The sequence below is a fragment of the Novosphingobium sp. UBA1939 genome, assembly GCF_002336885.1.
Classification (GTDB): Bacteria; Pseudomonadota; Alphaproteobacteria; order Sphingomonadales; family Sphingomonadaceae; genus Novosphingobium.
Genome location: NZ_DDFB01000028.1, coordinates 19,808 through 43,653 on the forward strand (window position 1 = coordinate 19,808; position 23,846 = coordinate 43,653).

Consider the following 23,846-nt stretch of genomic DNA (forward strand, 5'->3'; position numbering starts at 1 on the left):
TATTTCTGCGCGTCAGGGAGATGATAGACTAGGCCGTAGACTCATAAGCACGCAGCCATAGCCGCATTGATGCGAGCTGGACCATGGCGAGGAAGTTTTCGGCGAGCTTGTCGTATCGCGTGGCGACGCGGCGGAAGTGCTTCAATTTGGAGAAGAAGCGCTCGATCAAATTACGTTCGCGGTAGAGCCGTTTGCTGAAGCAGGGTTTCCACTTCCGATTGGATTTGGCCGGGATGTTCGGCGTGGCGCCTTGCTCTTCGATTAGCTCACGGATGCGGTCAGCGTCGTAGGCCTTGTCGGCGAGCACGATTGTGTGCGGACCAAGATGGTTGAGCAGCGTGCCCGCGACCTGCCCGTCGTGCGCCTGTCCTGCTGTCAGGCCGAGCCGGATCGGGAGTCCTTGCGCATCGACGACCGCGTGGATTTTGGTGGTGAGGCCGCCTCGGGAGCGACCGAGACAATGATCTCGATCCCCCTTTTTGCCGTCGCGGCCTGTTGGTGAGCGCGAACGGAGGTGCTGTCGATCATCTGGATGTCGCCATCATGTGCGGCGGTAATAGCATCCATCATCCGATCCCAAACACCGGCCTTCCGCCATCGGACGAAGCGGTTGTAGCAGGTAGTGCGCGGGCCGTAGCGTTCGGGCAGATCGCGCCACGGCGCACCAGAACGCAGCACCCAGAAGATACCATTGAGCACGCGCCGATCATCGACGCGCGGAACGCCTCGCGGCTTGTTGGGTAGGAGCGGCTCGATCACGCGCCACTCGAAGTCGGTCAGGTCGTATCGGCTCATGCAAAGTCTGAATCAGCAAACAGCCAAAATGGAAAGTGCAGATGGCTGAGAACTGCATTTTTCGGCTATGCTTGGAACATGACCCTTTACCCAAAGATACAGCTCTCCCGCCTACGTGAAATCGGGTGGAAGTTCTGGGATCCTATCGGACTGGCGCATAACGGGAGTTCTCCCGATGAGGGGTGCGCGGACGAATACGATCGTTACCTGCTTCACGTCGTCAGCACGATCTCTCGCGGCGGCTCAAAGGGTGAGGCTACCGCCTACCTCACCGGCATAGCCTCCGAGCACATGGGGATGTCTGTTGTGGACGCCGACGCCGCAGCGGCGACGGCCCAAGCTATAGCCGACTATCTCATATCGTTGCCGGATGGGCCGAAAACCGTCCGCTGAACACTTTTATGGGTTCACGGCCTAGGTAGGCAAGCGCGGCGGGCTTGTATCCCAGGATTGCAGCCAGATCATCGAGCGACGTCGCCGCTTGTAGTTTCGCCAGACTAGACACCCCACCCCCCTATAGGTGGCTTACAGGCACTCCTATGCGTTCGATCAGATCGTCCGCTCAGCGGTAAAGCTGCATTAGGGGTAGATGGAGAGCATCACTGCCCAACATCGGTGTCTTATATCGCGATTCTCGATAACAACTCTGCCTGTAAGCCTGCGGCGGTTGTTCTCCAAAACGCATAAAACTTCAAGCGTTGACCCGCGAGCCGGGCCATGCCCGGCGAGCGGCGATTGAGCTATGCCTAGCAGAAGCGGCCGCCCGGTAGGAGCGTGGCCGCGATTTTGGCGCAATACAAGGAAGAACCGGGGCCGCATATGCGACCCCGGTCCAATGGCGCTACTCGGCAGCAACCGCGTAAGATGCTTCACCGTCCTCCGTTTCGGTGTCGATATCCTCCGCTTCGGACGGCTGGTCCACGATCCCGGCATCCTCGGCCTCGACGGGTGCGGATTGCTCCGCCTCCGGTTCGGGAGTCCGCAGGGTCGCGGGAAGCCAGCCGGCCCCGGCCAGAAGCTGCTCGGCGACCTCGGCCATATCTACCTTCTTCATGTCGGCGATGCGGCGGGCGGCATCTTCCGACACGCCTTCGGTCACGGCCTCGACGATATGCGCTTTGGTGACACGGCCAAGATAGCTGTCCACGGTCGGCGTCCAGTCCTTCGCCACGTCCAGCGCCAGCGCGGTCGCCAGCCTGTCGGCGGTTTGCAGCGAGCGGGGCTTGCGATCCCACGGCAGACGCAGCGCGTTGACGGTGCGGGCCGCGCAATGCGCCAGCAGCGCTATCCGCTTCTCGTCCGTCAGCCCGACGATGAAGGCCCACAGGTCCGCCACGTCGCGCGGCATCCGCTCGGCCCATGCTTCGTGCTGCTCGCTCGCCCGCGCCGCCAAGGGCGTATCCTCGATCCCGTCCGCATGGCTCCCCAAGGGGGTGACGGTCGGACGAACCTCAAGGCAACCGGCCTCCGCATAGCTGTAGAACAGTTGCGCGGTCAGCGTGTGGGTCAGCGCGATCAACGCCGTATCGGGTTGCTCGGCCAGCGCCACCCGCAAGGCAAGCGTCCGATGCGCGGACAGGTCGCGGGTGAGGCTGTCGGAAATCGGTTTGCCCGGTTCCTCGTCCTCGTCGGCATCCTGCACGCTCTCATCGCCGTCCTCCGGCTGCTCGCTCTCGCCGGTCTGCGGCTCGGTCGCATCGCCTTCTTCCGGCTCCGGCTGCGGATCGGCCAGCGCCTCATCCTCTGCCCGCACGAAACCGCGCTCGACCCGAACGCTGCCGTCATGGTGCAACACGACGAACGCCCCGCCATGTGCGATTACATTGGCATCGTAAGCCGAACGCTTGGCCGAAAGCGTGTCGATTTCGTCGGACACCGCCTCCAGCTTCGCCGCCACGTCCTCGGGCATTTCGTCATAGGACGAATAGCCTTCGGCAAGCTCGTCATACTCGGCGGACAGCACCTCCAGCCGCGCCTCGTCCTCGTCGGACAGGGGAACCGACTGCGGATAGAAACGCCGCATTCCATGGGCATGGGGATAATCGATATGCGCCTCGGCCCATTTCCAGCCCTCGGCCTGAACCTCACCCGCAATGTCGCGCAGTTTCTCGGCGGCGAGCATGTCGAGCAAGCCCGCATCCTCGAAAAACCCGCCCCGATCCTCGCTGAACAGGTCGCGGATGATATTGCCGCCCGCCTCGACATAGGCGTCGGCCCCGACGAACACCGCACGGCGATCATCGGCGGGCACGTTGGCGGCGGTCATGTCGCGGCGGATGATCCACGGTTCGCGGTTGTGATGTAGCCCCTCGAAAACCTGCTCCTGCCGGGCATGGTCCTCGGTGATCGCGAAGGCCATAAGCTGATCCAAGGTCAGCCCGTCCTCCCGATAGACCTGCAACAGCTTGGGGCTGACAGCGCCAAGGCGAAGCCGCTGTTTCACCACGCCAGCCGACACGCCGAACCGCGCGCCGATTTCCTCCGCGCCCCAGCCCTTGTTCTCCGAAAGTTCCTGAAAGCGCTCGAACTGGTCGGCAGGGTGCATCGGGGTCCGGGTCACGTTCTCGTCCAGACTGATCTCGGACGGGTCGTTCTGCGTATCCAGCCAGCAGCGCACCGGCTCGGATTTCTTGATCTGCTTGCGCTTGGCGCGCAGCAGCATCGCCAGCCTCCGGCCCTCGCCAGCGGTAACGAGATAATTGCCGGTCGGCGTCCCGTCCTCCTTGACCTCCGGCTCCACGACAAGGTTCTGGATCAGCCCCTTGTGCTGGATCGAAGCGGCCAGCGCCTCGATAGCGGCCTCCCCATGCGGCACCTTGCGGGCATTGCGCGGGGACTTCTTGAGCTTGGCGAGCGGCACGAAGATTTCGACGCCCGACACAGGCTCGGCGACTACGGTTTCGGTAACAGCGTTCATCACACTTCTCCTAAAAACCACATTCACCCCGGAATGGGGTGGGCGGCGAAGAAGCGACCGGCAGGCCTGCCGGCGGAGCCGGGCAGCATCCGTGAGGACCGGAACGCAGAGGAGGTAAGCGCGCCCCGCGCGCGTTGCGGCCCGGCGCGGCGGGCCTAAAGGGAAGCGACGCCCACCCCATCGCGGGAGTGCAACGACACAGCAACGCGATCGGACCGGCGCAGCCCTGGTCCGATCTCCGCAACAGGAAGGAAGCCGGACCCGCCAGCGGGTCCGCCGATGAGGGCGGAGCCCCAGCGACCGCGCCGCTCAGCGGCGCCATCAATGCCGCACCCTTGCGGCGACCGGCCGGCGCGGCGGCGTGCGCGCGGACCTGGGGGCCAGCCGTCGCCGTGCCCTCCGGCCAGAGCAAGAGTGCAACGCGGCCAAAGCAACGCGCGAACCCTGTCGGTTTCGATAGACGCCGCAGAGTGCGCTCAATTGAATCCGCGTTCCGCCCGGCGCGTCAGCGCCAACCCGCCATGCTGATCGTCACCGGCACGGACGAGACCCGTCAGCGGCTCGGTCGGAGCGCAGCGGAGATAGAGCGGCGGTCCCGCAGGGAGGCGCCAAATCCTCTTGCTCAATTTGCCTTTTCACCCGATTTCGATTATATTTTAATCGGACTGATAGCAGGTGATAAACATGGCGATCGAGACGAAGGTATTGACCGCTCACGTCCCCTTGGGGCTCGCGGAAAAGGTTGAAGCGATGGCCTCGCGACTGGAACGCTCGCGCGGCTGGGTGATGAAGCAGGCACTGGCGGCGTGGGTCGATCAGGAAGAGGAACGTCACCGGATGACGCTCGAAGCCCTTGATGACGTCGATGCCGGACGGGTGATCGACCATCAGGCGATTCAGGCGTGGGCTGACAGCCTCGGAACGGACACCCCGCTTCCGCCGCCCTCGGCATGAGAATCAAGTGGACCGGCAAGGCATCGTTAGATCTCGTGCGGCTGCACGAGCATCTGCGACCTGTCGCCCCCGAGGCAGCGGCGCGGGTCGTACAGCAGCTCGCGCGCGCGCCGGATCGGTTGCTCGAATATCCCCGGATTGGCGAGAAGCTGGACGCCTATTCGCCGCGCGAGGTCAGGCGCATCATCGTCGGCAATTACGAGCTGCGCTACGAGATCGCGGACGCGACGATTTTCATCCTGCGCCTCTGGCATTGTCGCGAGGAGCGCAGTTTCGAGTCGGACGATTGATGAGCTTGGCCGCACGGAACGCGATGATGCCGTGCGCCGCCCTTCGCCCCTATCTGCGCTTCGCTTGGATACGTTGTTTGCGAGAGCGGCTGTTGATTGGCAGCTTTCGCGGATGGTACTTTCTCGCAAACGCCGGTTCCGCGCGCCACGCGGATGGTCGGAAGGTCTCGATGACCTCCACGACTATTTGCAGCCGCAAGCGAAGCGGCGCGTGTCCAAGAGTTTGGGGGCAGCCAAAGGCGATGAGATCGTCGTCACCGATGATTGGCCCGAGCAAGTCCCTATTGGCGACGCCGAACTGCGGGTCATCGAAGGTCATCTCCGCGAGGAATTGGATGCGCTGTTCGGTCCGCTGCCGTGAACCGAGGAGTATCGCGTCATGACAGTCACTGCGCTTGAGCAAGAGGGCGCGCCTGTCGTGGCGATGGCCCGCGCCGCACTCTACCTTCGTGTTTCGACTCCCCGTCAGGCGGACCATGACCTTTCGATCCCTGACCAGCGCCGGCAGCTTGAAAGCTATTGCCTCTCACAAGGCTGGGAGGTCGCCGCCGAGTTCGTAGAGCCCGGCGTCTCCGGCACCGACGATCGCCGGCCCGCCTTTCAGGAAATGATCGATGCGGCGCTGGAAAAGCCTCCGGTGTTCGACACGGTCGTTGTTCACAGCTTCTCGCGCTTCTTCCGCGACCAGTTCCAGTTCGAATTCTACCTGCGCAAGCTGGCCAAGAATGGTGTCAGGGTTGTCTCGATCACGCAGGTGCTCGGCGATGATCCGGCAAGCGAGATGATGCGCAGGATCATGACGCTGTTCGACGAATATCAGTCGAAGGAGACCGCCAAGCATACGCTGCGGGCGATGAACGAGAATGCCCGCCAGGGTTTCTGGAACGGCGCGCGTCCGCCGATCGGCTATCGCGTGGTTGATGCCGAGCAGCGCGGCACGAAGACCAAGAAGAAGCTGGAGATCGACCCGATCCATGTCGAGACGGTGCGCCGGATTTTCCGTCTGGCGCTGGAGGGCGCCGATGGCTCCGGGCCGATGGGCGTCATGGCGATCACATGCTGGCTCAACGACAACAATATCCGCACGCGCTATGGCGGGCGCTGGGGCAAAGGTACGGTGCATCAGGTGCTCACGCGGACGACCTACATCGGCCAGCATCGTTTCAACACCTATGACGTCAAGAAGAAGCGCCGGAAACCCGAGGGTGAACACGCTATCATGGAAGTGCCGCCGATCGTCTCGGTGGCGGAGTTCGAGGCCGTTCAGCGGTCCCTGAAAGCGCGCAGCCCGAAGATGATGCCGCCCCGCGCGGTGGGCGGATCGACGCTGCTGACCGGCATCTGCTTCTGCGCCTGCTGCGGCGGGGCCATGACGCTACGCACCGGCACCAGCCGCAGCGGTCAGGAGTATCGCTATTACACCTGCGCGACCAAGGCCACGAAGGGGAAAACAGGTTGCCCCGGCGTCTCGCTCCCGATGGACCGGCTGAACGAGGCGGTGATCGACCATCTGGAAAAGCGACTGCTCGATCCCGCGCGGCTCGAAGTGCTGATGGACCAGCTTATCGCGCGGCGGGAAGATTGGGTGACAGAGCGCCGCCAGCACGTCGCCGAAATGGAACGGCGGGCGACGGAGGCGGACACCAAACTCTCCCGGCTCTATGAGGCGATCGAGAACGGGCTGGTCGATTTGGGCGATTCATCGCTCAAGGCGCGGATCGCGGAGCTGACTGTTCTCCGCGATCAGGCCAGAGGCGATGCCGAGCGCGCGGTCGCGCACATCGAGCGGATCAGCCCGGAGATCACGGTCGAGAGCCTTCATGCGTTCGCGTCGGCGGCGAAGCACAAGCTCCGCCACGATGATGGCTCCTATGCGCGGAATCATATTCGAGCGGTTGCACAGCGGGTCGAGGTCCATAGCAAGACGGACGTGCGAATCCGCGGCACGCGCACCGAGTTGCTGCGGACCCTCACCGCCGCCTCTGGCGTAGAGGCGGCGGTGCTAGGGACTCGGGCTTTTGGACCGAAATGGTGCCGCTTAGGTGACTCGAACACCTGACCCCATCATTACGAATGATGTGCTCTACCGGCTGAGCTAAAGCGGCCTACCCCGTGGGCAGGGGCGCCGTTTACAGAGGGCGCGCGGGGAACGCAATGGGTTTTGCGCAATTTCTTGCCTCTCTTCATTCCGGCGTGGAAACGCGGCGAAACTGGTGGCGATTGGCTGCATGATGATGCCCCCGACGATCCATTGGGCTGCCTTGCCGCTTTGCCTTGTTCCGCCGAATCCCCTACTCTCGCAACCGCTACTGGGGAGTGTGGACATGCGTGGCAAGAGGCGGATCGCGATCTGGGCCGGGGTGGCGGGGTTGGCTCTGCTGGCGGGTGCCGGGCCGGCCGGCGCCAGTTCGGACTATTCGTGCGATCCGGTCTGGGCGCTTTCCGATAGCGGTTTCAGTTGCGGCAACCGCGCCTTGCTGGCGCCGGGCAACGATACGCGCGTCAACCTGTTCCTGTTGCGCCGGACAGCGCCGGTGGGCAAGGCCATCGCCTATGCCAAGCCCGCTTGGGAGGAGCGCGGCTTCGGTCACAGCTTCTTCGGCTGGCACACCTTGCGCGACACGTACGCGGGGCGCAGCGGAGCGGAAGAGGCCGCTTCGGAGGATCAGCCGCTCAATTCCCGTTGCAACAGCGCGGCGTCCGGGCAGACGGCTTTCGAGGCCGCTCTCGCCGCCGCCAAGGGCATTCCCGAAGGCGAGCGCACAGCGCTGCGCGGCGCGCGCGCAACCCTGGCGGAAAAGTGCTCCGAGATCAGCGATCATGCCGGCGCTGCGCTCGACACGGCCTGGCGCGGGCAGGTCTCCAGCGCATCGGGGCGCGAATTTGCCGGATATCTCGACGCGGCCACCGCCTTCTACGTCGGTCAGTGGGACAAGGCGCGCGACGGGTTCGCCGCACTGGCCGGCGCGCGCGATCTGTGGGTCGCTGAAGCGGCGGCCTATATGGCGCTGCGCGTGGAACTGAACGCGGCGCAGGCCGCCAGCTTTGACGAATATGGCGATTTCACCGGGCCGGAGAAGGTCGACAAGCCCGCGCTCCAGCGCGCCCGCGCCGCCATCGCCACCTATCTCAAGCGCTATCCCAAAGGCCGCTATGCGGATTCGGCACGGGGTCTCGACCGGCGCGCGCTGTGGCTATCGGGCGATCTGGCGGGGCTTGGCCGCGAATACGAACGGCTGCTCCAGGCGCTCCCGCCGGACAGCCCGGAACTGGCGACATTGATCCAGGAAATCGACAACAAGCTCATCCTCCAGAAAAACGCGGAAGCGGCAGTCGACAGCCCGATGCTGCTGGCCGTGATCGATCTCATGCGGATGCGGCAATTTGACGGCGAGGAGCAACCGCCGCTGAGCGCCGCCGCGCTGACGGCCCAGAAGGGGCGCTTTGCCGCGCGTCCCGATCTCTACACTTATCTCCAGGCCGCCCATGCCTTCTACATCGCGAAGGACAATACCAAAGCCGCGGCGCTGCTGCCCGATCGCGCGCAGCAGCCGGCCAGCGTGCCGCTAGCGTTCAGCGCGCGGATGCTGCGGGGCATGGCACAGGCGGGTAGCAATGGCGAGACGGGTTACTGGCAGGGGCTGATCGGGGCGGCGTCCGATCCCTATCAGCGTCCGCTGGCAGAACTGGCGCTGGCGCTGACCTGGCAGAAGGCAGGCCGGTTCGAGGCGGTGTTCGATGCGAACTCGCCCGTGCGCGACGATCGCATCCGCGAACTGCTGCTGATGCGGCTGGCCGGCGCCGATCTGCTGCGCCGCTTCGCCGTCGATCCGGCATCGGCCCCGCATCCGCGCCAGATCGCGTTGTTCACGCTGCTGCACAAGGACCTGACGCAAGGCCACTATGCCGATTTCGGCCGCGATCGCGCGCTGGTGCCGGCGGATGCGGGCAACGAGCTTTCGATCTGGGACTTCGGCACGGGGGACACGGTGCCGGTCGGCGTGTTCACCAAGGGCAAGTGGTCGGGCGAACTGGCCTGCCCCGCACTGGACGCCACCGCCGGGCAGCTCGCGCAGAATCCGGCCAATGTCCGCGCGCGGCTGTGCCTGGGCGAGTTCTGGCGGCTGAACGGGTTCGATCGCTTCACCACGCTCGATCCGGTGGAAGCCAACGGCACGCTGGCCTCCGGCCCCGGCCGCTTTGCCGGCGCGGTGCTGACGCGCAGCGCCATCTACGCGGCGATCATCGCCAACCGACAGGCGGCGGCGGACGAGCGTTCCTACGCACTGTACCGCGCGATCCGCTGCTACGCGCCGGCGGGCATCAGCGATTGCGGGGGCGAGGAGGTTCCGATCGCCCAGCGCAAGGCCTGGTTCGACCAGTTGAAGCGCGAATACCCGAACAGCCAATGGGCCCGCAGCCTGCGCGTCTATTGGTGAGGGCGCGCGGGATCGGCCGCGCTTTCGGCGCGCTGCTGCTATGCTGTGGCCTGCTGGCCGGTTGCGCCAAGCGGCCCGAGCAAGAGCGGCAGCCGCCCGGGCGTGTGGACGCGGCGCAACACGATGCCTTTTTCCTGTGGGCGGGCGTGAAAGCGCCGGAGGTGCTGGCCAAAGCCAGGACGATCTACCTGCTCGATGGCGAAGTGCGCGCCGGCAGCCCCGCACGGTTCGTGCCGCTGCGGCCGGCGGTGCCGCACGTCCACCACGCCGAGATCTGGCTGGTGGTCCGGCTCGAACGGCTGGACTGGGAGGAACCGGTCTGGCGACGGGTGCTGGCCGATCTTGACCGGTGGCAGACGGCGGGCAACCGGTTGGCCGGGCTGCAACTCGATTTCGATGCGCGCACGCGCGGGCTCGATCGCTACGCCGCGTTCCTCGCCGAAGCGCGGCGGCGGCTGCCCCGGCGCTACAAGCTGTCGATCACCGGCCTGATGGACTGGAGCGCGGGCGGCGATCCGGCGGCGCTGGCCGCGCTGGGCAGCGTGGTCGATGACGTGGTGCTGCAAACCTATCAGGGACGGCGCACGGTACCGGGCTACGAAGCCTATCTCCGCTCGCTGGCGCGCCTGCCCTTCCCCTATCGGCTGGGTCTGGTGGAAGGCGGCGCATGGCGCGCCCCACCCGCGCTGGCGCGCGATCCCCATTTCCGGGGCTATGTGGTGTTCCTGCTACCGCGCTGAACGGCGCGCGGTCAGAACCGGCGCGCCACCGCGAACTCGGCCGCCTCGATCATCGCGGCCTTGGCCTCGCTTGCCGGGAACGCGGCGATCGCGTCGATCGCCCGCTGGGCATAGTGCCGGGCGCGTTCGCGCGTGGCGAGCACCGCGTCATGCTTGCGGATCAGCGCGATCGCGTGGGCCAGATCGGCATCGCCCGTGCGGTTGCCAGCAATCGCATCGCGCCAGAACGCCCGCTCCTCGTCCGAACCGCGCGCATAGGCCAGGATCACCGGCAGGGTCATCTTGCCGTCGCGGAAGTCGTCGCCCTGGTCCTTGCCCATCTCGGCCGCGTCGGAATCGTAGTCGATCGCGTCGTCGGTCAACTGGAACGCGATGCCGAGGTAGCGGCCATAGGCTTCGAGCGCCAGCTCGTCCGCCTCGGGCCGTTCGGCAACCACGGCGGCGATGCGGCAGGCGGCGGCGAACAGCGCGGCCGTCTTGGCGCTGATGATCGCGAGGTAGCGCTCCTCGGTGGTTTCGACCTGCCGCTGCGCTGTCAGCTGGTCAACCTCGCCCTCCGCGATCACCGCCGAGGCGTTGGACAGGATGCGCAGGACCCGGATCGAGCCGTCCTCGACCATCAGTTCGAACGAGCGGCTGAACAGGAAATCCCCGACCAGCACCGTCGCGGGATTGCCGAACACGATGTTGGCGGTCTTCTTGCCGCGCCGCAGGTCCGACCCATCGACGACATCGTCGTGCAGCAGCGTGGCGGTGTGGATGAATTCCACCGCCGCGGCCAGCTTGAAATGCCGCGCCCCGCCGTACCCGAGCAGCGCCGCGCTGGCGAGCGTGAGCATCGGACGCATCCGCTTGCCTCCGCCCGCGATCAGGTGGCCGGCCAGCGCCGGGATCAACGGAATGCGCGACTGCATCCGATCGAGGATCACGGCGTTGACGCTGTTCATGCCTTCGGCGACCAGCGACATCATCGGGGCGAGCGAAGGCTCCGCCTTGCGGGGAAGCGTATGGACGGTTGCAGTCATCGCCGTCCGATTGGCCGAGGGGCGGCGGCTTGGCAAGACGCAAGTTGCGCGTTAGCGCACGAACCACGCGGTTTCGCCGCGTGGGTTGAGCCGACAAACGACGAGGTGAGGGAATGAGCGACGATCCGGTGCTGGCAGGATTCCGCCAGAGCATCGACAACATCGACGCGGCGATGATCCACATTCTCGCCGAACGGTTCCGCATCACCCAGGCGGTCGGCGCGTACAAGGCGGAAAAGAAGCTGCCGGCCAGTGATCCCGGGCGCGAGGAACGCCAGATCGCGCGCCTGCGTGCCCTGGCGACAGACGCCAAGCTCGATCCCGAATTCTCTGAAAAGTTCCTGCGCTTCATCATCGACGAAGTGATCCGCCACCACGAACAGGCGGCGGCGGCGGGCTGAAGCCGGCGGATTTGACAAAGTCGCAGGCGCTTCGGCGGTCCGCTATCCGCCCGTTCCCGGAAACAGCACCACCAGCTTGTAATCCATCCGCTCCGCCGGCACGAAAGTATGCTGTTCGTAAGCCAGCGGGCCGTCGAGCGGATGGAGGAACGTGCGCTGCCCGCCTTCGCGCACGCTGACCGACTGGGCATCCCATAGTCGCCCGAACAGCGCGGATTCCGCCTTCATCTCCGCCACCAGTTGCGCCATCGCCGCATCGTCCAGAGCGCGGGCATAGTCGGCGCGGAATTCGGCCAGCAGCCGGGCGGCGCGGTCTTCCCAGTCTGGCAGGAGGATGCGTGCCGACGATTCGGTGAACGCATAGCGCAGCAGGTTCTTTTGCTTGCCCGGCCCCAGCCAGCCGTCGAACAGATGCTCCGCCGCCGCGTTCCAGCAGCAAGCGTTCCAAACCCTGTCGAGCCCGTAGGCTGGATGGGCCTGCGCCTCCACCAGCGCGCGGACCGATCCCGGCGCCTGCGGCATCGGCTCCGAGCGCGGCGCGTCAGGATCGCGCCGGCCTGCCAGTTCGAACAGATAACCGCGTTCCGCCGGGGTGAGCGCCAGCGCGGTGGCCAGCCGGGCCAGCGCCTCGGGCGAAACGCGGATGTCGCGCCCCTGCTCGATCCACGCGCACCACGTCACGCCGATTCCCGCCAGTGCGGCCAGTTCCTCGCGCCGCAAGCCCGGCGTCCGCCGCCGCCGCGTAGGCACGGACGGCGCGACCCGTTCGCGGTGCGACCGAATGAACCGTCCAAGCAGGCGGCGTTGTTCCTCGCTCAACATGGGTCACTTTATAACAGGATAAATGCATCCATTGTAACAGGGTAAAATGCATGCATTCTTGCGGGACAAGGAGAGCAAGAGATGACCCGTTCCCACGATGATCTGGTGCAGGACCAGTTCGGTCCCCGCGCCGACGCCTATGTGCAGAGCCCCGTCCACGCCGCCGGCGAGGATCTCGACGCGCTGGAAGCGCTGGCGGAACACGCACGCCCGCGCCACGCGCTCGATCTCGGCGCGGGTGGCGGTCATGTCGCCTATCGGCTGGCGCGCCATGCCGGGACGGTCATCGCGGCGGACCTGTCGGCCGACATGATGGCCGCCGTGGCGGAAGCCGCGCGTGGACGTGGCCTGACGAATCTGGAGACCTGCGTCACGCCGGCCGAAGCCCTGCCGTTCGCCAACGCCGCGTTCGACTTCCTGGGCTGCCGCTTTTCTGCCCACCACTGGCGGGATTTCCACGCCGGGCTGCGCGAGGCGCGCCGCGTGCTGAAGCCCGGCGCGACCGCTGTGTTCATCGATGTGGTTTCCCCAGGCCCCGCCGCGCTCGACACACATCTGCAGGCCGTGGAACTGCTGCGCGACCCTTCGCATATCCGCGACTATACGGTGACCGAATGGGGCGAGGCGCTGACCGCGGCCGGCTTCCTGCTGCGCGCGGTGCAGACACGTCGGCTGCGCATGGACTATCCCTCGTGGGTCGAGCGGATGCGCACGCCGGAACCGCATCGCGCGGCGATCCGATCGTTGCAGGCGGGCGCATCGCGCGAATTGGCGGCCTATTTCGAGATCGAACCGGACGGTTCGTTCACGCTCGACACCGCGCAAATCGAGGTGGTGGCGGGGTAAGCTCCTCCGCCCAGCTTCAGGCTTCCCCTCCTCCCCCGAGGAGAAGGGAGCCTATTCGTCCATCGGAACGCCGGGGAGCTGCTTGGCGGTGCGAATCGTCAGCGAGGTCTTCACGCTCGCCACGTTGGGGGCGGGCGTGAGCTTGCTGGTGAGGAATTCCTGGAAGCTTTGCAGATCGCGGCTGACGATCTTGAGAATGAAATCGATCTCGCCATTGAGCATGTGGCATTCGCGCACTTCGGCAAGGCCGCGCATATGCTCCTCGAACTGGCGAAGCGATTCCTCGGCCTGGCTCTTGAGGCTGACCAGTGCGAAGACGGTGATCGAGAAACCCAGCTTGGACGCATCGAGATCGGCATGGTAGCCGCGGATCACCCCCGCCTCTTCCAGCGCACGCACCCGGCGCAGGCACGGCGGGGCGGTAAGGCCCACGCGCTGCGCCAGTTCGACGTTGGTTACCCTGCCTTCATCCTGCAGTTCGGCGAGAAGCCGGCGGTCAATCGCATCCAAAGTTGCCATGCCTATAGCATCCCGATCGTCACCACATGAATCCATGCCAGGTGCGGTAATTTTCCACACCTAATCCAGGGGCGGGTGATAATTTTATTGTTTCATATCGCAATCGTCCCACAATGCAACGCGGTCGATGATGCCGCTTCCCGATCCGCCACGATTTGTTAGGGTCTGACGCTGTAGCTGGCCGTTCTCCGGTCCGCGGGGGGCCAATCGGAGCAGGAATGATCGTCGATGACCGCCTTGATACCGTGCTGCGTACCGTCGCGGCCGGGCCGACGGCGGCGCGAACGCAGTTCCTGCAGCTGGTGGACCTGCTGCGGCGCGAGGACGCGCGCGGCGCAAAGCGGCATGATTCCGCGCTGGAACGCCTGGATTCGCTCGCCATCCTGCTCGACGAGGACGAACGCGCCACACTGCTGCGCCAGACCCGCCTGACCGATGCCGCGCTGGTCGCGCGCTTTGCTGCGCAGGAACCCCGCGTGGCGCTGGCCGCGATCGGATCGGCGCGCCTGCCCGAACAGGCCTGGCTGGATCTGATCCCCACGCTGCCCGTGCAGGCGCGCGGATTTCTGCGCCACCGGCGCGATCTGGGCGCGAACGTGGAAGCGCTGCTGGCGCGGCTGGGGATCGACGATTTCGGCCTGCCGCAGCCCGATGGCTATCATGCGCTTCCCGCCGCGCCCGCGCAGACCAGCGAGTCCGGCGCTTGGCCGATCGACGAGGCCGCCGACGAACGGATCGCCGTACTGACGCCAGCGGCGCGCACTCCGCCCCCATCCCCTGAAACGGACGGGCAGCCCGGTCGCAACGAAGGCATCGGCGCGATCGTCCGACGGATCGAGGCATTCCGCCGCAACCGCGATGCGGCCGCAGGGCCGGCCGATCCCACGGCGCCGCATCTGCCCTTCAGCGACGAGGCGCGCGCTACGGCGCCCCCCCGCATCACCGCTATCGACCTGCGCTGCGATGCCTCGGGCGGGATCGTCCAGGCGGGGCTGCAAGCGGGCGCCGGGCTTGGCCCAATGCTGGTGGGCTTTCGTCCGTTCACGACCGAACCGGGCGCGCCGGCGCGCTGCGACGCCGCCACCGTCCGCGCGGCGGAAAAGCATGTGCCGATCATCGCGGGGCGGATGGAACTGACAGGTTCGCCGCTGATCGCCGGGGCCTGGCGAATCGACGCCGCGCCGCTGTTTTCCGGGGATGGAGGGCGCTTCACCGGCTATCACGCGCTGCTGCGCCGGCCGGCCGCGCTTCAAGCCGCTGGTGCGGATACGGCGTCCGGCCGCCCCGCCAACGACGATGTGCCCGACGGCAGCGCCGATCGGCTGAGGCAGGTGCTGCACGAACTGCGCACGCCGATCAATGCGATCCAGGGCTTTGCCGAGCTGATCCAGCAACAGCTTTTCGGCGAAACCCCGCACCAGTACCGGGGGCTGGCCGCCAGCATCGCCGCCGACGCGGCCCGGATGCTGGCGGGGTTCGAGGAAATCGAACGGCTGGTGAAGCTGGAAAGTGGCAGGCTGGAAAGCCAACCGGGCGAGACCGACCTTGCCGAACTGGTCGGCCGGCTGCTGAAGCAACTGGAGCCGGCAACCGTTTCCCGGCAGATACGGCTGAGTTACGCCCGGCCGGACGCGCCGGTCCCCGTGGGCGTGGCGAAGATCGAGCTTGAGCGCATGATCTGGCGCGTGTTCTCGGTCCTGGCTGCCTCCGCCGCGCCGGGCGAACGGCTTGCCACCACGCTGAGCGAGGAAAACGGCGCGGCGGTGCTGGCCCTGCCGCTGACCGCCTCGCTTGCGCTGCACGACGACGAGACGCTGTTCGCACCGGATCAGGGGCGCGGCGGCGTCCAGCCCGTTTCGGCAATGCTGGGCCACGGCTTCGCGCTGCGCCTGGCCATGGCGGAAGCCCGCGCGGCGGGCGGACGACTGGAACGGCGCGGGTCCAAGATTATTGTTACCCTGCCCATCTTGACCCAGCCCGAACATGCACTTAGCGAACGGGGGGGTCCCGCTGCCGGCGCGGGTTGAAGCAGTCCGGTTCCCTCGGGGGGAAGCGTGGGCATGAAGACGATCCTGGACTTGCCGGCAGAGGCGGACATGGTCCGCTTTGCGGCCGACTTCGGGCAGCGCTTCATCGTCACGGTCGATACCGAGGAAGAGTTCGACTGGGGCCAGCCGTTCAGCCGCACCGGGTTCGGCCTGGACCACGTGCCCCATATCGCCGAATTCCAGACGTTCTGCGAAAGCTTCGGCGTCAACCCGATCTACCTGGTCGACTATCCCATCGCTACCGACCCGCGCGCGGCCGAGGTGATGGGTGGCCCGATCGCGGCAGGCAAGGCCGAAGCCGGGGTACAACTCCACCCCTGGGTCAGCCCGCCCTTCGAGGAAACCGTCAGCGTTCACAACAGCTTCTCGGGCAATCTTCCGCGCGAGCTGGAACGGGCCAAGTTCAACACGCTGCGCGATGCGATCGAAACCGGGTTGGGTTCCACGCCGCGCATCTACCGCGCCGGGCGCTATGGCGTGGGGACTGAAAGCGCACGCATCCTGGCGGACGCCGGCATCGCCATCGACACCTCGGTCCGCGCGCTGTTCGATTACAGTTCCGGGGGCGGCCCCAACTTTCGCGATCACCCCCTGACGCCCTACTGGATCGATCGCGCCGCGAACCTGATGGAACTGCCGCTGACCACGGTGTTCTGGGGCATGTTGCGCAAGCAGGGCCGCACGCTCTACCCGATGCTGTGGCGAGTCCCGCGCCTGCGCGGCCTGCTCGCGCGCGTGGGCATGCTGGAACGTATCCCACTGACGCCCGAAGGCGTGAGCGTGGACGAGGCGTTGAAAGGCGTGGACATCGCCATCGACGATGGCTTGCCGATCCTGGTGTTCTCGTTCCACAGCCCGTCGCTGTGCCCCGGCTACACGCCCTATGTCCGCGATGCCGACGATCTGGCGCAGTTCTATGACTGGTGGCGCACCGTCCTGACCTATCTCGCCCAGCGCGGGATCAAGCCCACGACGGTTCGCGAGATCACGGCCGCCGCCGGCTGACCCGGCTTTGCACAGGATGGGCGCTCCAGCCCGCCCAAGCCTGCCTTGCCAAGACCGCGCCTCCCCTCTAACGCCTCCACCGGGGTCGGGCCTGTAGCTCAGCGGTTAGAGCTGGCCGCTCATAACGGCTAGGTCGCGGGTTCGAATCCTGCCGGGCCCACCACCCCACCCGCGCGCGGTCCCACCGGTCGCTCCGGTCGCTACCGCGCGGGGGAAGGACGCGGCATTCCCGCTTGCGTCCATCGGCCGCCATCCCTAAGGGCAACCCGGTGTCGGGGAGTAGCGCAGCCTGGTAGCGCATCTGGTTTGGGACCAGAGGGTCGTAGGTTCGAATCCTATCTCCCCGACCACCTTTTCACCACCGCCATCCCGCCGCGTTATTGTCCGGGCACCGTCCCTGGCCGCAGATAGGCGAACATGTGCGCGACGTAGTCCGCCTTGCCGAGATCAACGCCGGCGCTGCGCAGGATCGCGTAGGCGATCATCACGTGGAAGTAGAACTGCGGCAAGGTCCAGTCCCGCGCGTATTGTTCGGCGGTCAGGTCGAAGATCATTCCATTGGGCAGGCCGTGCGCCAGCGCCCGTCCGGCCGCGGCATCGAGCGCTGCCGTATCGACGCCATCGAGAAACGCGATGGTTTCGGCGATCCGGTCTTGCGCTTCGGCGAGCGAACCCGGCTGCTCCCCGGCGTTGCGCCCTTCGTTCAGCAGCGTAGCGACGATCGGCGTAAACGCCTCGTTGCCGAGACGGAACACTCCTTCATAGGCCTGCACGCAGGCGAAACGGATCTGCGTGGCGAGCGGAAACATGTCCGGCGCAAGCCGAACGGACAGAAGTGCCTCCCCCCCATCAGCCGACAACTGCGAGCGTGCCTTGTCCAGCCAGCCGGACAGCGCGCCAAGCATCTGCCGGTATGTCGGCACCACGAGACTGGCTAACGTCATGAAAAGTCCTTTCCGCGGGAGAATGCCCGATGACGGCATCATACGGCCATCCGCAGCCACGGTCGATCAGCCAGGCAAAGCCTGCGTCTGGCGCAACGCCTCGCCCAGCGCGAGCGCTGCCGACGAAGCAAGGTTCATCGAGCGAACCTGCGGCCGCATCGGAATGCGCACGCGCGCCTGGCAGGCATCGGCAACCGTCACAGGTACCCCGGCGCTTTCCTTGCCGAACAGCAGGATATCATCGGGCGCGAAGGCGAAATCGTAGACCGATTGGCTGGCCTTGGTGGTGAACAGCACCAGCCGATTTGATCCTGCGGTCTCCCTGAAGGCATCGAACCCGGCGTGGCGCGCGATGGAAACATGATCGATATAGTCCATGGCGGCCCGGCGCACGCGGCGATCATCCCACACGAAACCCATCGGCTCGATCAGGTCCACGGCCACGCCCAGGCACGCACCAAGCCGCAGCACGGCGCCGACATTCCCCGCGATTTCCGGTTCGAAAAGGGCTATACGCATTCCGGCTGATTGGCGCCGGCGCGCACGCCATGCAAGCCCTCAGCGTGCACCGGGTATAAGCAGGATTGCATTGGCATCGCGCCGCGCATGAGTATGGTCGGCGCATCATCCGGATCATCCTGATCCGGCCATCGTCACGCCCAAACCACTGGAACACCATGCCCGCAAGCTCCACCTGCCGCTCCGCCCTTCTCGGCCTGATCGCCGCCTGCACCGCGCTGACGGCGCCCGCGTTCGGCGCGACGCCGGCAACGCAGGACTACCAGGCCCGCGTCGCGCGCGTCCTGCGGGCGACACCACTGATCGACGGGCACAACGACTGGCCGGAAACGCTGCGCGAACGCGAAGGGGACAAGCGCTGGACGATCGACCTGACCGACCTGTCCAAGAGCCCGGAGGCCTACAACACCGACATCGTGCGCCTGCGCAAGGGCATGGTCGGCGGGCAGTTCTGGTCGGTCTATGTCTCGGCCAATCTGCCGGGCCAACAGCAGGTCGAGGAGACGCTCGAGCAGATCGACCTGGTGAAGGCGATCGTCGCCCGGTACCCGGAAACCTTCGCGCTGGCACGCACGGCGGCGGACGTGCGCCGCGCGCACGCGTCCGGCAAGATCGCCTCGATGATCGGCGTCGAGGGTGGCGGCCAGATCGACGGCAACCTTTCCATCCTGCGAACCTATGCCGCGCTGGGTGCCGGTTACCTGACGCTGACGCATTCGCGGACGATCGAATGGGCCGATTCCGCCACCGACAATCCCCAGCACGATGGCCTGACCCCGTTCGGCGAACAGATCGTGGCGGAACTCAACCGGCTGGGGATGCTGGTCGATCTCAGCCACGTGAGCGAAGCGACGATGCGCGATGCGCTGCGCGTGTCGAAAGCGCCGGTGATCTATTCGCATTCGGGCGCGCGCGCCGTGGACGACCATCCGCGCAATGTCTCGGATGAAACGCTGAAGCTGGTGGCGGCGAACGGCGGGGTGGTCATGGTCAACTACGCGCTGCCCTATGTCTCGGACGCCTATCGGCGCTGGGCGGCGGATTCGGCGGCGGAAAAGACCCGGCTGAACGCGCCGCCGTTCGGCGGGCTGGACATCGGCCAGCCGGAAAAGGCAGCGGCCGACTATGCCGCCTGGCTCAAAGCGCACCCCGCTCCGCGCGTGACGCTGGCCGAAGTGGCCGATCATATCGAGCATATCGCGAAAGTGGCCGGCGTGGACCATGTTGGCCTGGGATCGGATTTCGACGGCGTGGGCAACCAGTTGCCGGAGGGACTTGAGGACGTCTCCACCTATCCCGCGCTGCTGGCCGAACTGATGCGACGCGGCTGGAGCGATGCCGACGTGGCCAAGGTGGCCGGCGGCAACGTGCTACGCGCGATGGAACGCACGGAGCAGGTCGCAAAAACCATGAAATAGCGGCAGCTTGCCTGGCGTCGGGACCCGTTACGGGGACCGCGACCAATTGCGACAATTCAGGCGCGGTCCAGCAAAGCTCTGACACAACTATGCCGTAGCCCGATTGCGGACCAGGACGCGCGCGCCGTGAAGGCGGGCGCGACCGAATATCATCTGGGAGTACCATGCAGCGTTCCTTTCCGACCGGCCTGTGGCTGGCCACCACCATGCTGTCGCCGGTGCCCGCGCTGGCACAGTCCGGCGCGCCCGAACCGGCACAACCGCCAGCTCGGGCACCAGCTCAGGCGCCCGCTCAGGCACGCGGGCAGCAGGCGGCGGATGAAGGCGAGGAAGAGATCGTCGTGCAGGGCCAGAGGCCGCGCGGCAGCGTGATCGGCGATATCAAGCCCGAACTCACCTTCAACGGCGGCGATATCCGCGCCCTGGGCGTCAGCAGCATCAACGATCTGCTGACCGAACTCGGCCCGCAGCTGGCCAGCACGCGCGGCGGCTCGCCGGTGATTCTGTTGGAAGGCCGGCGCGTGTCCAGCTTCCGCGAAATCGCGACGATCCCCGCCGAAGCGATCCAGCGCGCCGAAGTGCTGCCCGAGGAAGTGGCGCTCAAGTATGGCTATTCCGCCAACCAGAAGGTGCTGAACATCGTGCTGCGGCGGCGGTTCAAGTCGATCACCGTGGAAGGCAAGGACAAGTTCACCACCGATGGCGGGGCGAACAACCCGGAAATCGAACTGGGCCTGCTCACCATCCGCCGCAACGGCCGCCTGAACCTCAACCTCGATTACGAGAACACGGCGGCGCTCGCCGAAAGCCAGCGCGGGATCACCACCAGCACCGGGGGCGACACCCGGCGCTCGCTTGCTCCCTCGGACGAGCAACTGACACTGACGGCGACTTATGCGCATACGTTCTCGCCCAAGGTCAGCGCCAGCCTGAACGGCGAGATGACGGTGGATCGTCAGCATTCGCTGATCGGCGCGTCGACCACCCCGGACCTCGACGTGTTCCAGCGCACCGCCAAGGATCTGTCGCTGCACCTCGGCTCGACCGTGAACGCAGACTTCCGGGGCCTGCACAACACGCTGACGACCACTTACGACCACGACGAAGGCCGCACCATCAGCGTGCGCGGCGTGCCGGCGGACGTGGCCCGCAGCACGACCGACACGGTAACGGCGGACCTCACCTCGAACGTCACGCCCTATCGCCTGCCGGCGGGCGACATCTCGGTGACCGCGCGGCTGGGCGGCACGTTCAACAGCTTCGGATCGGAGGCCTTGCGCGCGCAGGTGACACAGCAGAAAGCCGATCTCGACCGCACCACCGGACTAGCCTCGCTGAGCGTCGACGTCCCGGTGTTCGACAGCCCCTCACCGTTCCTGGGCCGGCTCTCGGTGAACGGCAACGTGCAGTTGCAGACCCTGTCCGACTTCGGCGGGCTGACCAGCTATGGTTATGGCGCGACATGGACGCCGCGCCGCGAGGTGAGCCTGATCGCCTCGTTCGCATCGACCCAAAGCGCGCCGACGATGCAGCAGATCGGCAACCCGCAGATCCCCACTCCGCAGGTGCCGGTGTTCGATTACACCACCGGGCAGAGCGTGCTGGTCACGCGGGTGAGCGGGGGCAACACCGCGCTGCTCAGCGCCGAAAAGCGCGAATGGCGGCTGGGCCTGACGCTCAAGCCGTTCACCGGCAAGGACATTACCTTCTCGGTCGATTACAACCACGCCAGCACCGACAACGGCATCATGGCCCTGCCCGCGCTGACCGCGGCGACGCAGGCCGCCTTCCCCAGCCGCTTCATCCGTGACGATGACGGCAACCTGATCCGCATCATCGGCACGCCCGTGAACATCGACCGGCAGGAAAGCGGCGTCCTGCGCTGGGGCTTCAACTTTTCGAAAGCGCTGAAGACTCCGAAAGCGCAGGCTGATGCGATGCGCGCCGCGTTCATGCGCGCCTTTGCCGAACGGCAACGCCGGGCGGAGGGAGCCGGCACACCGCCTCCGCCGCCGCAGGACGGGTTCGGCGGCGGCCCTCCTCGCGGCGAAGGCGGTCCTCCGCGCGGGTTCGGCGGTCCGGGTGGGCGCGGCCCGGGCGGACCAGGCGGCAGCAACCGCCTCACCTTCGCGGTCTATCATTCGGTGCATCTGACCGAGACGGCACGCCTTGCCGCCGGACAGCCGACGATCGACCTGCTGAACGGCGGCACGATCGGCAGCCAGTCCGGCCAGCCACGCCATGAAGTGGAAGTGCAGGCCGGCATTTCGCACAGCGGATTCGGCCTGCGCCTGACGGGCCAGTGGCAAAGCGCGACGCGCGTCGTCGATCCATCGGGCACGCCCAGCGCCAACCTGCACTTCGGCAGCCTCGCCACGTTCAACCTGCGGCTTTTCGCCAACCCGTCCCAGGTGCCCGGCCTGATCGGCAAGCACCCGTGGATGCGGGGCATGCGGGTGAGCCTGGCTGTGAACAACCTGCTGAACACGCGCCAGAAAGTGGCCGACGGCACAGGCGCAACGCCCTATGCCTATCAGCCTGCCTATCTCGATCCGCTGGGCCGGACGGTGATGATCAGCGTGCGCAAGCTGTTCTTCTGAGGCGGCCGGTCAAAGCATCGCGGAAAGGGCCGGGCTGAGCCACTCGCCCCCGTCGCGCGCGATCAGGCGCGCGGCGAGGCCCTCCCGCACCGCCAGTTCCCTCGCTTCCGCCAGCGGAACCGCGCCCAGCGCACTCGCCCAGGCGTCGGCCATCATGCAGGAGGGGTGCAGCACGCTGACGGCACTCGCCGCGCCCTGCGGCACGCGCCCTGTGTGCGGATCAAGCGTGTGCGCGCCGCGCAGGTAATCGCCCGAGGTCGCCACCGCCAACTGGTGCAGCGCCGCGCGCAGCGGCGGCAGAGCGATGCCGGCGGGCGTCTCCAGATCGACCCACCACGGATCGCCATCGGGGCGCATCCCGGCTCCCACGCATTCGCCGCCGACTTCGACAAGCGCATGGGCGATGCCAGCCCGCGCCAACAGGTCGGCCACGGCATCAGCGGCATAGCCCTTGGCCACGCCCGACAGGTCGAGCCATAGTCCGCCCGGCTGGCGCAAGCGGGCTGGTGCTCCCTGCCCCGCCCGATCCAGCGCGAGGCGCCGCCAGCCGGAAGCCGCCAGCGCCCGCGCGATCGTGGCCTCGTCGGGTGGCGCGTCCGGCCGGCGTGGCCCTAGCCCCCAGACGTCGGTGAGCCGGCCCAGCGCGGGATCGAAGGCCCCTGCCGACCGTTCCGCCACCAGCAGCGCCGCTTTGATCACCGCCGCGAAATCGGGGGGCAGCGCGGTCCAGCTTCCCGGCGCGGCGTGGTTGTAGCGGCACAGCAGCGACGACGGCTCCCAGTGGCTCATCTCCGCCACGATCCCGTCGAGGCGGGCCTGGACGCGCGCGATCAGCACCGCCGCATCGCTGCCTGCAGGCAGCGCCACGCGGACACGCCAGCGCGTGCCCATGGTGGCGCCCTCCCAATCGACCACGGGCGCGCTCCGGTCGAGCCGCGCCAGCGCCGTTTCATCGATCCGTTCCGGCACGGCGATCCGTATGCTCACCGGAACGGTCGATGCCGCGATGGTCACGGCGCCACGACTTCCAGCGTCGCGGTATAGGTCAGACGGCGCTTCGTCGCGCGCGGCGCGGTGGGCTTGTCGTCGGTCAGGCTGGCGTTCACCCAATAGAAGCCCGCGACCGGCCACTTGATGGTGACCACCCCGTCCGCCCCGGTCGTCAGCGCCTGGGCATGATCGCCATCGCGAAAGCGCTGGGCATTGGGCACGAATTCCACCTTGAGACCGGCCGCCGGCTTGCCATCGACCAGGAAGCGGAACTTGCCTGGCTCGGTGGTGACGAGATCGTCAGGGTGCGTGACCGGCACCATTTCCAGCCCCTTGCCCGTGGCCTGGAGCACGGTCTGCGTCGGTTCGCCGGCCGTGACGAAGAACTCGTTGCGGCTCTGGTTCTGGGTGAGATCGAGATCGGTGGCGCCGGCCGGAATGTCGGCCACGCTGGCGACGATATGCGCGGGATCGATCATGCGGCGCGGCCCGCCGCCCTCGCCCCCCGGACCGCCGGGACCGCCCGGACCACCGGCCGGACCACCAGCGGGCGGCATCGGCGGGCGGTTGCTGC

At 66.7% G+C, this 23,846-nt stretch carries 22 protein-coding genes and 3 tRNA genes; 15 read left to right on the forward strand and 10 right to left on the reverse strand.

The genetic code is table 11. The features are described from left to right. Window positions 1–28: 28 nt before the first annotated feature. Window positions 29–795 (reverse strand): IS5 family transposase gene (locus tag B3547_RS04920; protein ID WP_155178518.1). Its coding sequence is split into 2 segments (ribosomal slippage): window positions 29–483 and window positions 483–795, totalling 768 coding nucleotides; the frame shifts between segments, so codons are not numbered across the junction. A 78-nt stretch (window positions 796–873) separates the two neighbouring features. On the opposite strand from B3547_RS04920, the gene B3547_RS04925 reads away from it, so the two are divergent. After that, complete coding sequence (locus B3547_RS04925) at window positions 874–1,188, forward strand: hypothetical protein (protein ID WP_155178516.1); 315 nt, start codon at window positions 874–876, stop codon at window positions 1,186–1,188. Between the two features lie 448 nt (window positions 1,189–1,636). On the opposite strand, the gene B3547_RS04930 is transcribed toward B3547_RS04925, so the two are convergent. After that, the gene (locus tag B3547_RS04930; protein WP_155178514.1) at window positions 1,637–3,712 is read right to left on the reverse strand and encodes a ParB/RepB/Spo0J family partition protein; all 2,076 of its coding nucleotides are present in this window, start codon (window positions 3,710–3,712) and stop codon (window positions 1,637–1,639) included. Window positions 3,713–4,396: 684 nt separating this feature from the next. Between B3547_RS04930 and B3547_RS04935 the strand changes: the two genes are divergently transcribed. The 4 genes from B3547_RS04935 to B3547_RS04950 all read left to right on the forward strand — a co-directional run bounded on the left by B3547_RS04935 (window position 4,397) and on the right by B3547_RS04950 (window position 7,015). Continuing rightward, window positions 4,397–4,666 (forward strand): CopG family ribbon-helix-helix protein, encoded by a 270-nt coding sequence (locus B3547_RS04935; protein ID WP_155178512.1) that lies wholly within the window; start codon window positions 4,397–4,399, stop codon window positions 4,664–4,666. Then, window positions 4,663–4,956 carry a type II toxin-antitoxin system RelE/ParE family toxin gene (locus B3547_RS04940; protein WP_155178511.1) on the forward strand — a complete coding sequence of 98 codons (294 nt, stop codon included), beginning with the start codon at window positions 4,663–4,665 and terminating at the stop codon, window positions 4,954–4,956. The genes B3547_RS04935 and B3547_RS04940 overlap by 4 nt, the downstream gene beginning before the upstream one ends. A gap of 112 nt (window positions 4,957–5,068) precedes the next feature. Then, a complete protein-coding gene (locus B3547_RS04945; RefSeq protein ID WP_155178510.1) occupies window positions 5,069–5,317 on the forward strand; it encodes a hypothetical protein in 249 nt (82 codons plus the stop codon). 18 nt (window positions 5,318–5,335) lie between these two features. Beyond that, window positions 5,336–7,015, forward strand: coding sequence for a recombinase family protein (locus B3547_RS04950; RefSeq protein ID WP_292960758.1), 1,680 nt, complete (start codon window positions 5,336–5,338; stop codon window positions 7,013–7,015). Here B3547_RS04950 and B3547_RS04955 read toward each other — a convergent pair. After that, window positions 6,986–7,061: transfer RNA gene (locus B3547_RS04955), tRNA-Thr, on the reverse strand. The genes B3547_RS04950 and B3547_RS04955 overlap by 30 nt on opposite strands. Before the next feature lie 219 nt (window positions 7,062–7,280). Between B3547_RS04955 and B3547_RS04960 the strand changes: the two genes are divergently transcribed. Together B3547_RS04960 and B3547_RS04965 are read left to right on the forward strand one after the other, a co-directional pair. Further along, on the forward strand, window positions 7,281–9,395 hold the full coding sequence (locus B3547_RS04960) for a hypothetical protein (protein ID WP_292960760.1): 2,115 nt from the start codon (window positions 7,281–7,283) through the stop codon (window positions 9,393–9,395). Further along, window positions 9,365–10,135: a DUF3142 domain-containing protein gene (locus B3547_RS04965; protein WP_194919975.1), complete on the forward strand. Its 771-nt coding sequence runs from the start codon at window positions 9,365–9,367 to the stop codon at window positions 10,133–10,135. The genes B3547_RS04960 and B3547_RS04965 overlap by 31 nt, the downstream gene beginning before the upstream one ends. Before the next feature lie 11 nt (window positions 10,136–10,146). Here B3547_RS04965 and B3547_RS04970 read toward each other — a convergent pair whose 3' ends face one another. Next, complete coding sequence (locus tag B3547_RS04970; protein ID WP_125954878.1) at window positions 10,147–11,160, reverse strand: polyprenyl synthetase family protein; 1,014 nt, start codon at window positions 11,158–11,160, stop codon at window positions 10,147–10,149. Window positions 11,161–11,273: 113 nt separating this feature from the next. On the opposite strand from B3547_RS04970, the gene B3547_RS04975 reads away from it, so the two are divergent. Beyond that, window positions 11,274–11,561 carry a chorismate mutase gene (locus tag B3547_RS04975; protein WP_124807693.1) on the forward strand — a complete coding sequence of 96 codons (288 nt, stop codon included), beginning with the start codon at window positions 11,274–11,276 and terminating at the stop codon, window positions 11,559–11,561. Window positions 11,562–11,603: 42 nt separating this feature from the next. On the opposite strand, the gene B3547_RS04980 is transcribed toward B3547_RS04975, so the two are convergent. After that, window positions 11,604–12,383 carry a helix-turn-helix domain-containing protein gene (locus tag B3547_RS04980; RefSeq protein ID WP_292960795.1) on the reverse strand — a complete coding sequence of 260 codons (780 nt, stop codon included), beginning with the start codon at window positions 12,381–12,383 and terminating at the stop codon, window positions 11,604–11,606. Between the two features lie 81 nt (window positions 12,384–12,464). Between B3547_RS04980 and B3547_RS04985 the strand changes: the two genes are divergently transcribed. Continuing rightward, window positions 12,465–13,229 carry a class I SAM-dependent methyltransferase gene (locus B3547_RS04985; protein ID WP_292960798.1) on the forward strand — a complete coding sequence of 255 codons (765 nt, stop codon included), beginning with the start codon at window positions 12,465–12,467 and terminating at the stop codon, window positions 13,227–13,229. 51 nt (window positions 13,230–13,280) lie between these two features. Here the strand turns inward: B3547_RS04985 and B3547_RS04990 are convergent, their stop codons facing one another. Beyond that, a complete protein-coding gene (locus B3547_RS04990; RefSeq protein WP_124807696.1) occupies window positions 13,281–13,748 on the reverse strand; it encodes an Lrp/AsnC family transcriptional regulator in 468 nt (155 codons plus the stop codon). Window positions 13,749–13,966: 218 nt separating this feature from the next. Between B3547_RS04990 and B3547_RS04995 the strand changes: the two genes are divergently transcribed. The 4 genes from B3547_RS04995 (at window position 13,967) to B3547_RS05010 (ending at window position 17,151) form a co-directional block, all read left to right on the forward strand. Beyond that, window positions 13,967–15,775 carry a sensor histidine kinase gene (locus B3547_RS04995; RefSeq protein ID WP_292960800.1) on the forward strand — a complete coding sequence of 603 codons (1,809 nt, stop codon included), beginning with the start codon at window positions 13,967–13,969 and terminating at the stop codon, window positions 15,773–15,775. A 33-nt stretch (window positions 15,776–15,808) separates the two neighbouring features. Continuing rightward, window positions 15,809–16,801, forward strand: a complete 993-nt coding sequence (locus tag B3547_RS05000; protein WP_292960802.1) for a polysaccharide deacetylase family protein — start codon at window positions 15,809–15,811, stop codon at window positions 16,799–16,801. Window positions 16,802–16,888: 87 nt separating this feature from the next. Beyond that, window positions 16,889–16,964, forward strand: a tRNA-Ile gene (locus B3547_RS05005). A 110-nt stretch (window positions 16,965–17,074) separates the two neighbouring features. After that, window positions 17,075–17,151: transfer RNA gene (locus tag B3547_RS05010), tRNA-Pro, on the forward strand. Between the two features lie 27 nt (window positions 17,152–17,178). On the opposite strand, the gene B3547_RS05015 is transcribed toward B3547_RS05010, so the two are convergent. Next, entirely contained in the window at window positions 17,179–17,745 is a 567-nt protein-coding gene (locus tag B3547_RS05015; RefSeq protein ID WP_292960804.1) for a DUF1993 domain-containing protein, read from the reverse strand. Window positions 17,746–17,811: 66 nt separating this feature from the next. After that, window positions 17,812–18,264: a tRNA (cytidine(34)-2'-O)-methyltransferase gene (locus B3547_RS05020; protein ID WP_124807700.1), complete on the reverse strand. Its 453-nt coding sequence runs from the start codon at window positions 18,262–18,264 to the stop codon at window positions 17,812–17,814. A 158-nt stretch (window positions 18,265–18,422) separates the two neighbouring features. Here B3547_RS05020 and B3547_RS05025 point away from each other — a divergent pair, with 158 nt between their 5' ends. Both B3547_RS05025 and B3547_RS05030 read left to right on the forward strand, forming a co-directional pair. Next, on the forward strand, window positions 18,423–19,682 hold the full coding sequence (locus B3547_RS05025) for a dipeptidase (RefSeq protein WP_292960807.1): 1,260 nt from the start codon (window positions 18,423–18,425) through the stop codon (window positions 19,680–19,682). Window positions 19,683–19,846: 164 nt separating this feature from the next. Further along, a complete protein-coding gene (locus B3547_RS05030) occupies window positions 19,847–22,282 on the forward strand; it encodes a TonB-dependent receptor (RefSeq protein ID WP_292960810.1) in 2,436 nt (811 codons plus the stop codon). 9 nt (window positions 22,283–22,291) lie between these two features. On the opposite strand, the gene B3547_RS05035 is transcribed toward B3547_RS05030, so the two are convergent. Both B3547_RS05035 and B3547_RS05040 read right to left on the reverse strand, forming a co-directional pair. Then, window positions 22,292–23,269: an FAD:protein FMN transferase gene (locus tag B3547_RS05035; RefSeq protein WP_349676475.1), complete on the reverse strand. Its 978-nt coding sequence runs from the start codon at window positions 23,267–23,269 to the stop codon at window positions 22,292–22,294. 23 nt (window positions 23,270–23,292) lie between these two features. After that, a partial coding sequence (locus B3547_RS05040) for a DUF4198 domain-containing protein (RefSeq protein ID WP_292960812.1) occupies window positions 23,293–23,846 on the reverse strand: 554 nt, incomplete at its 5' end.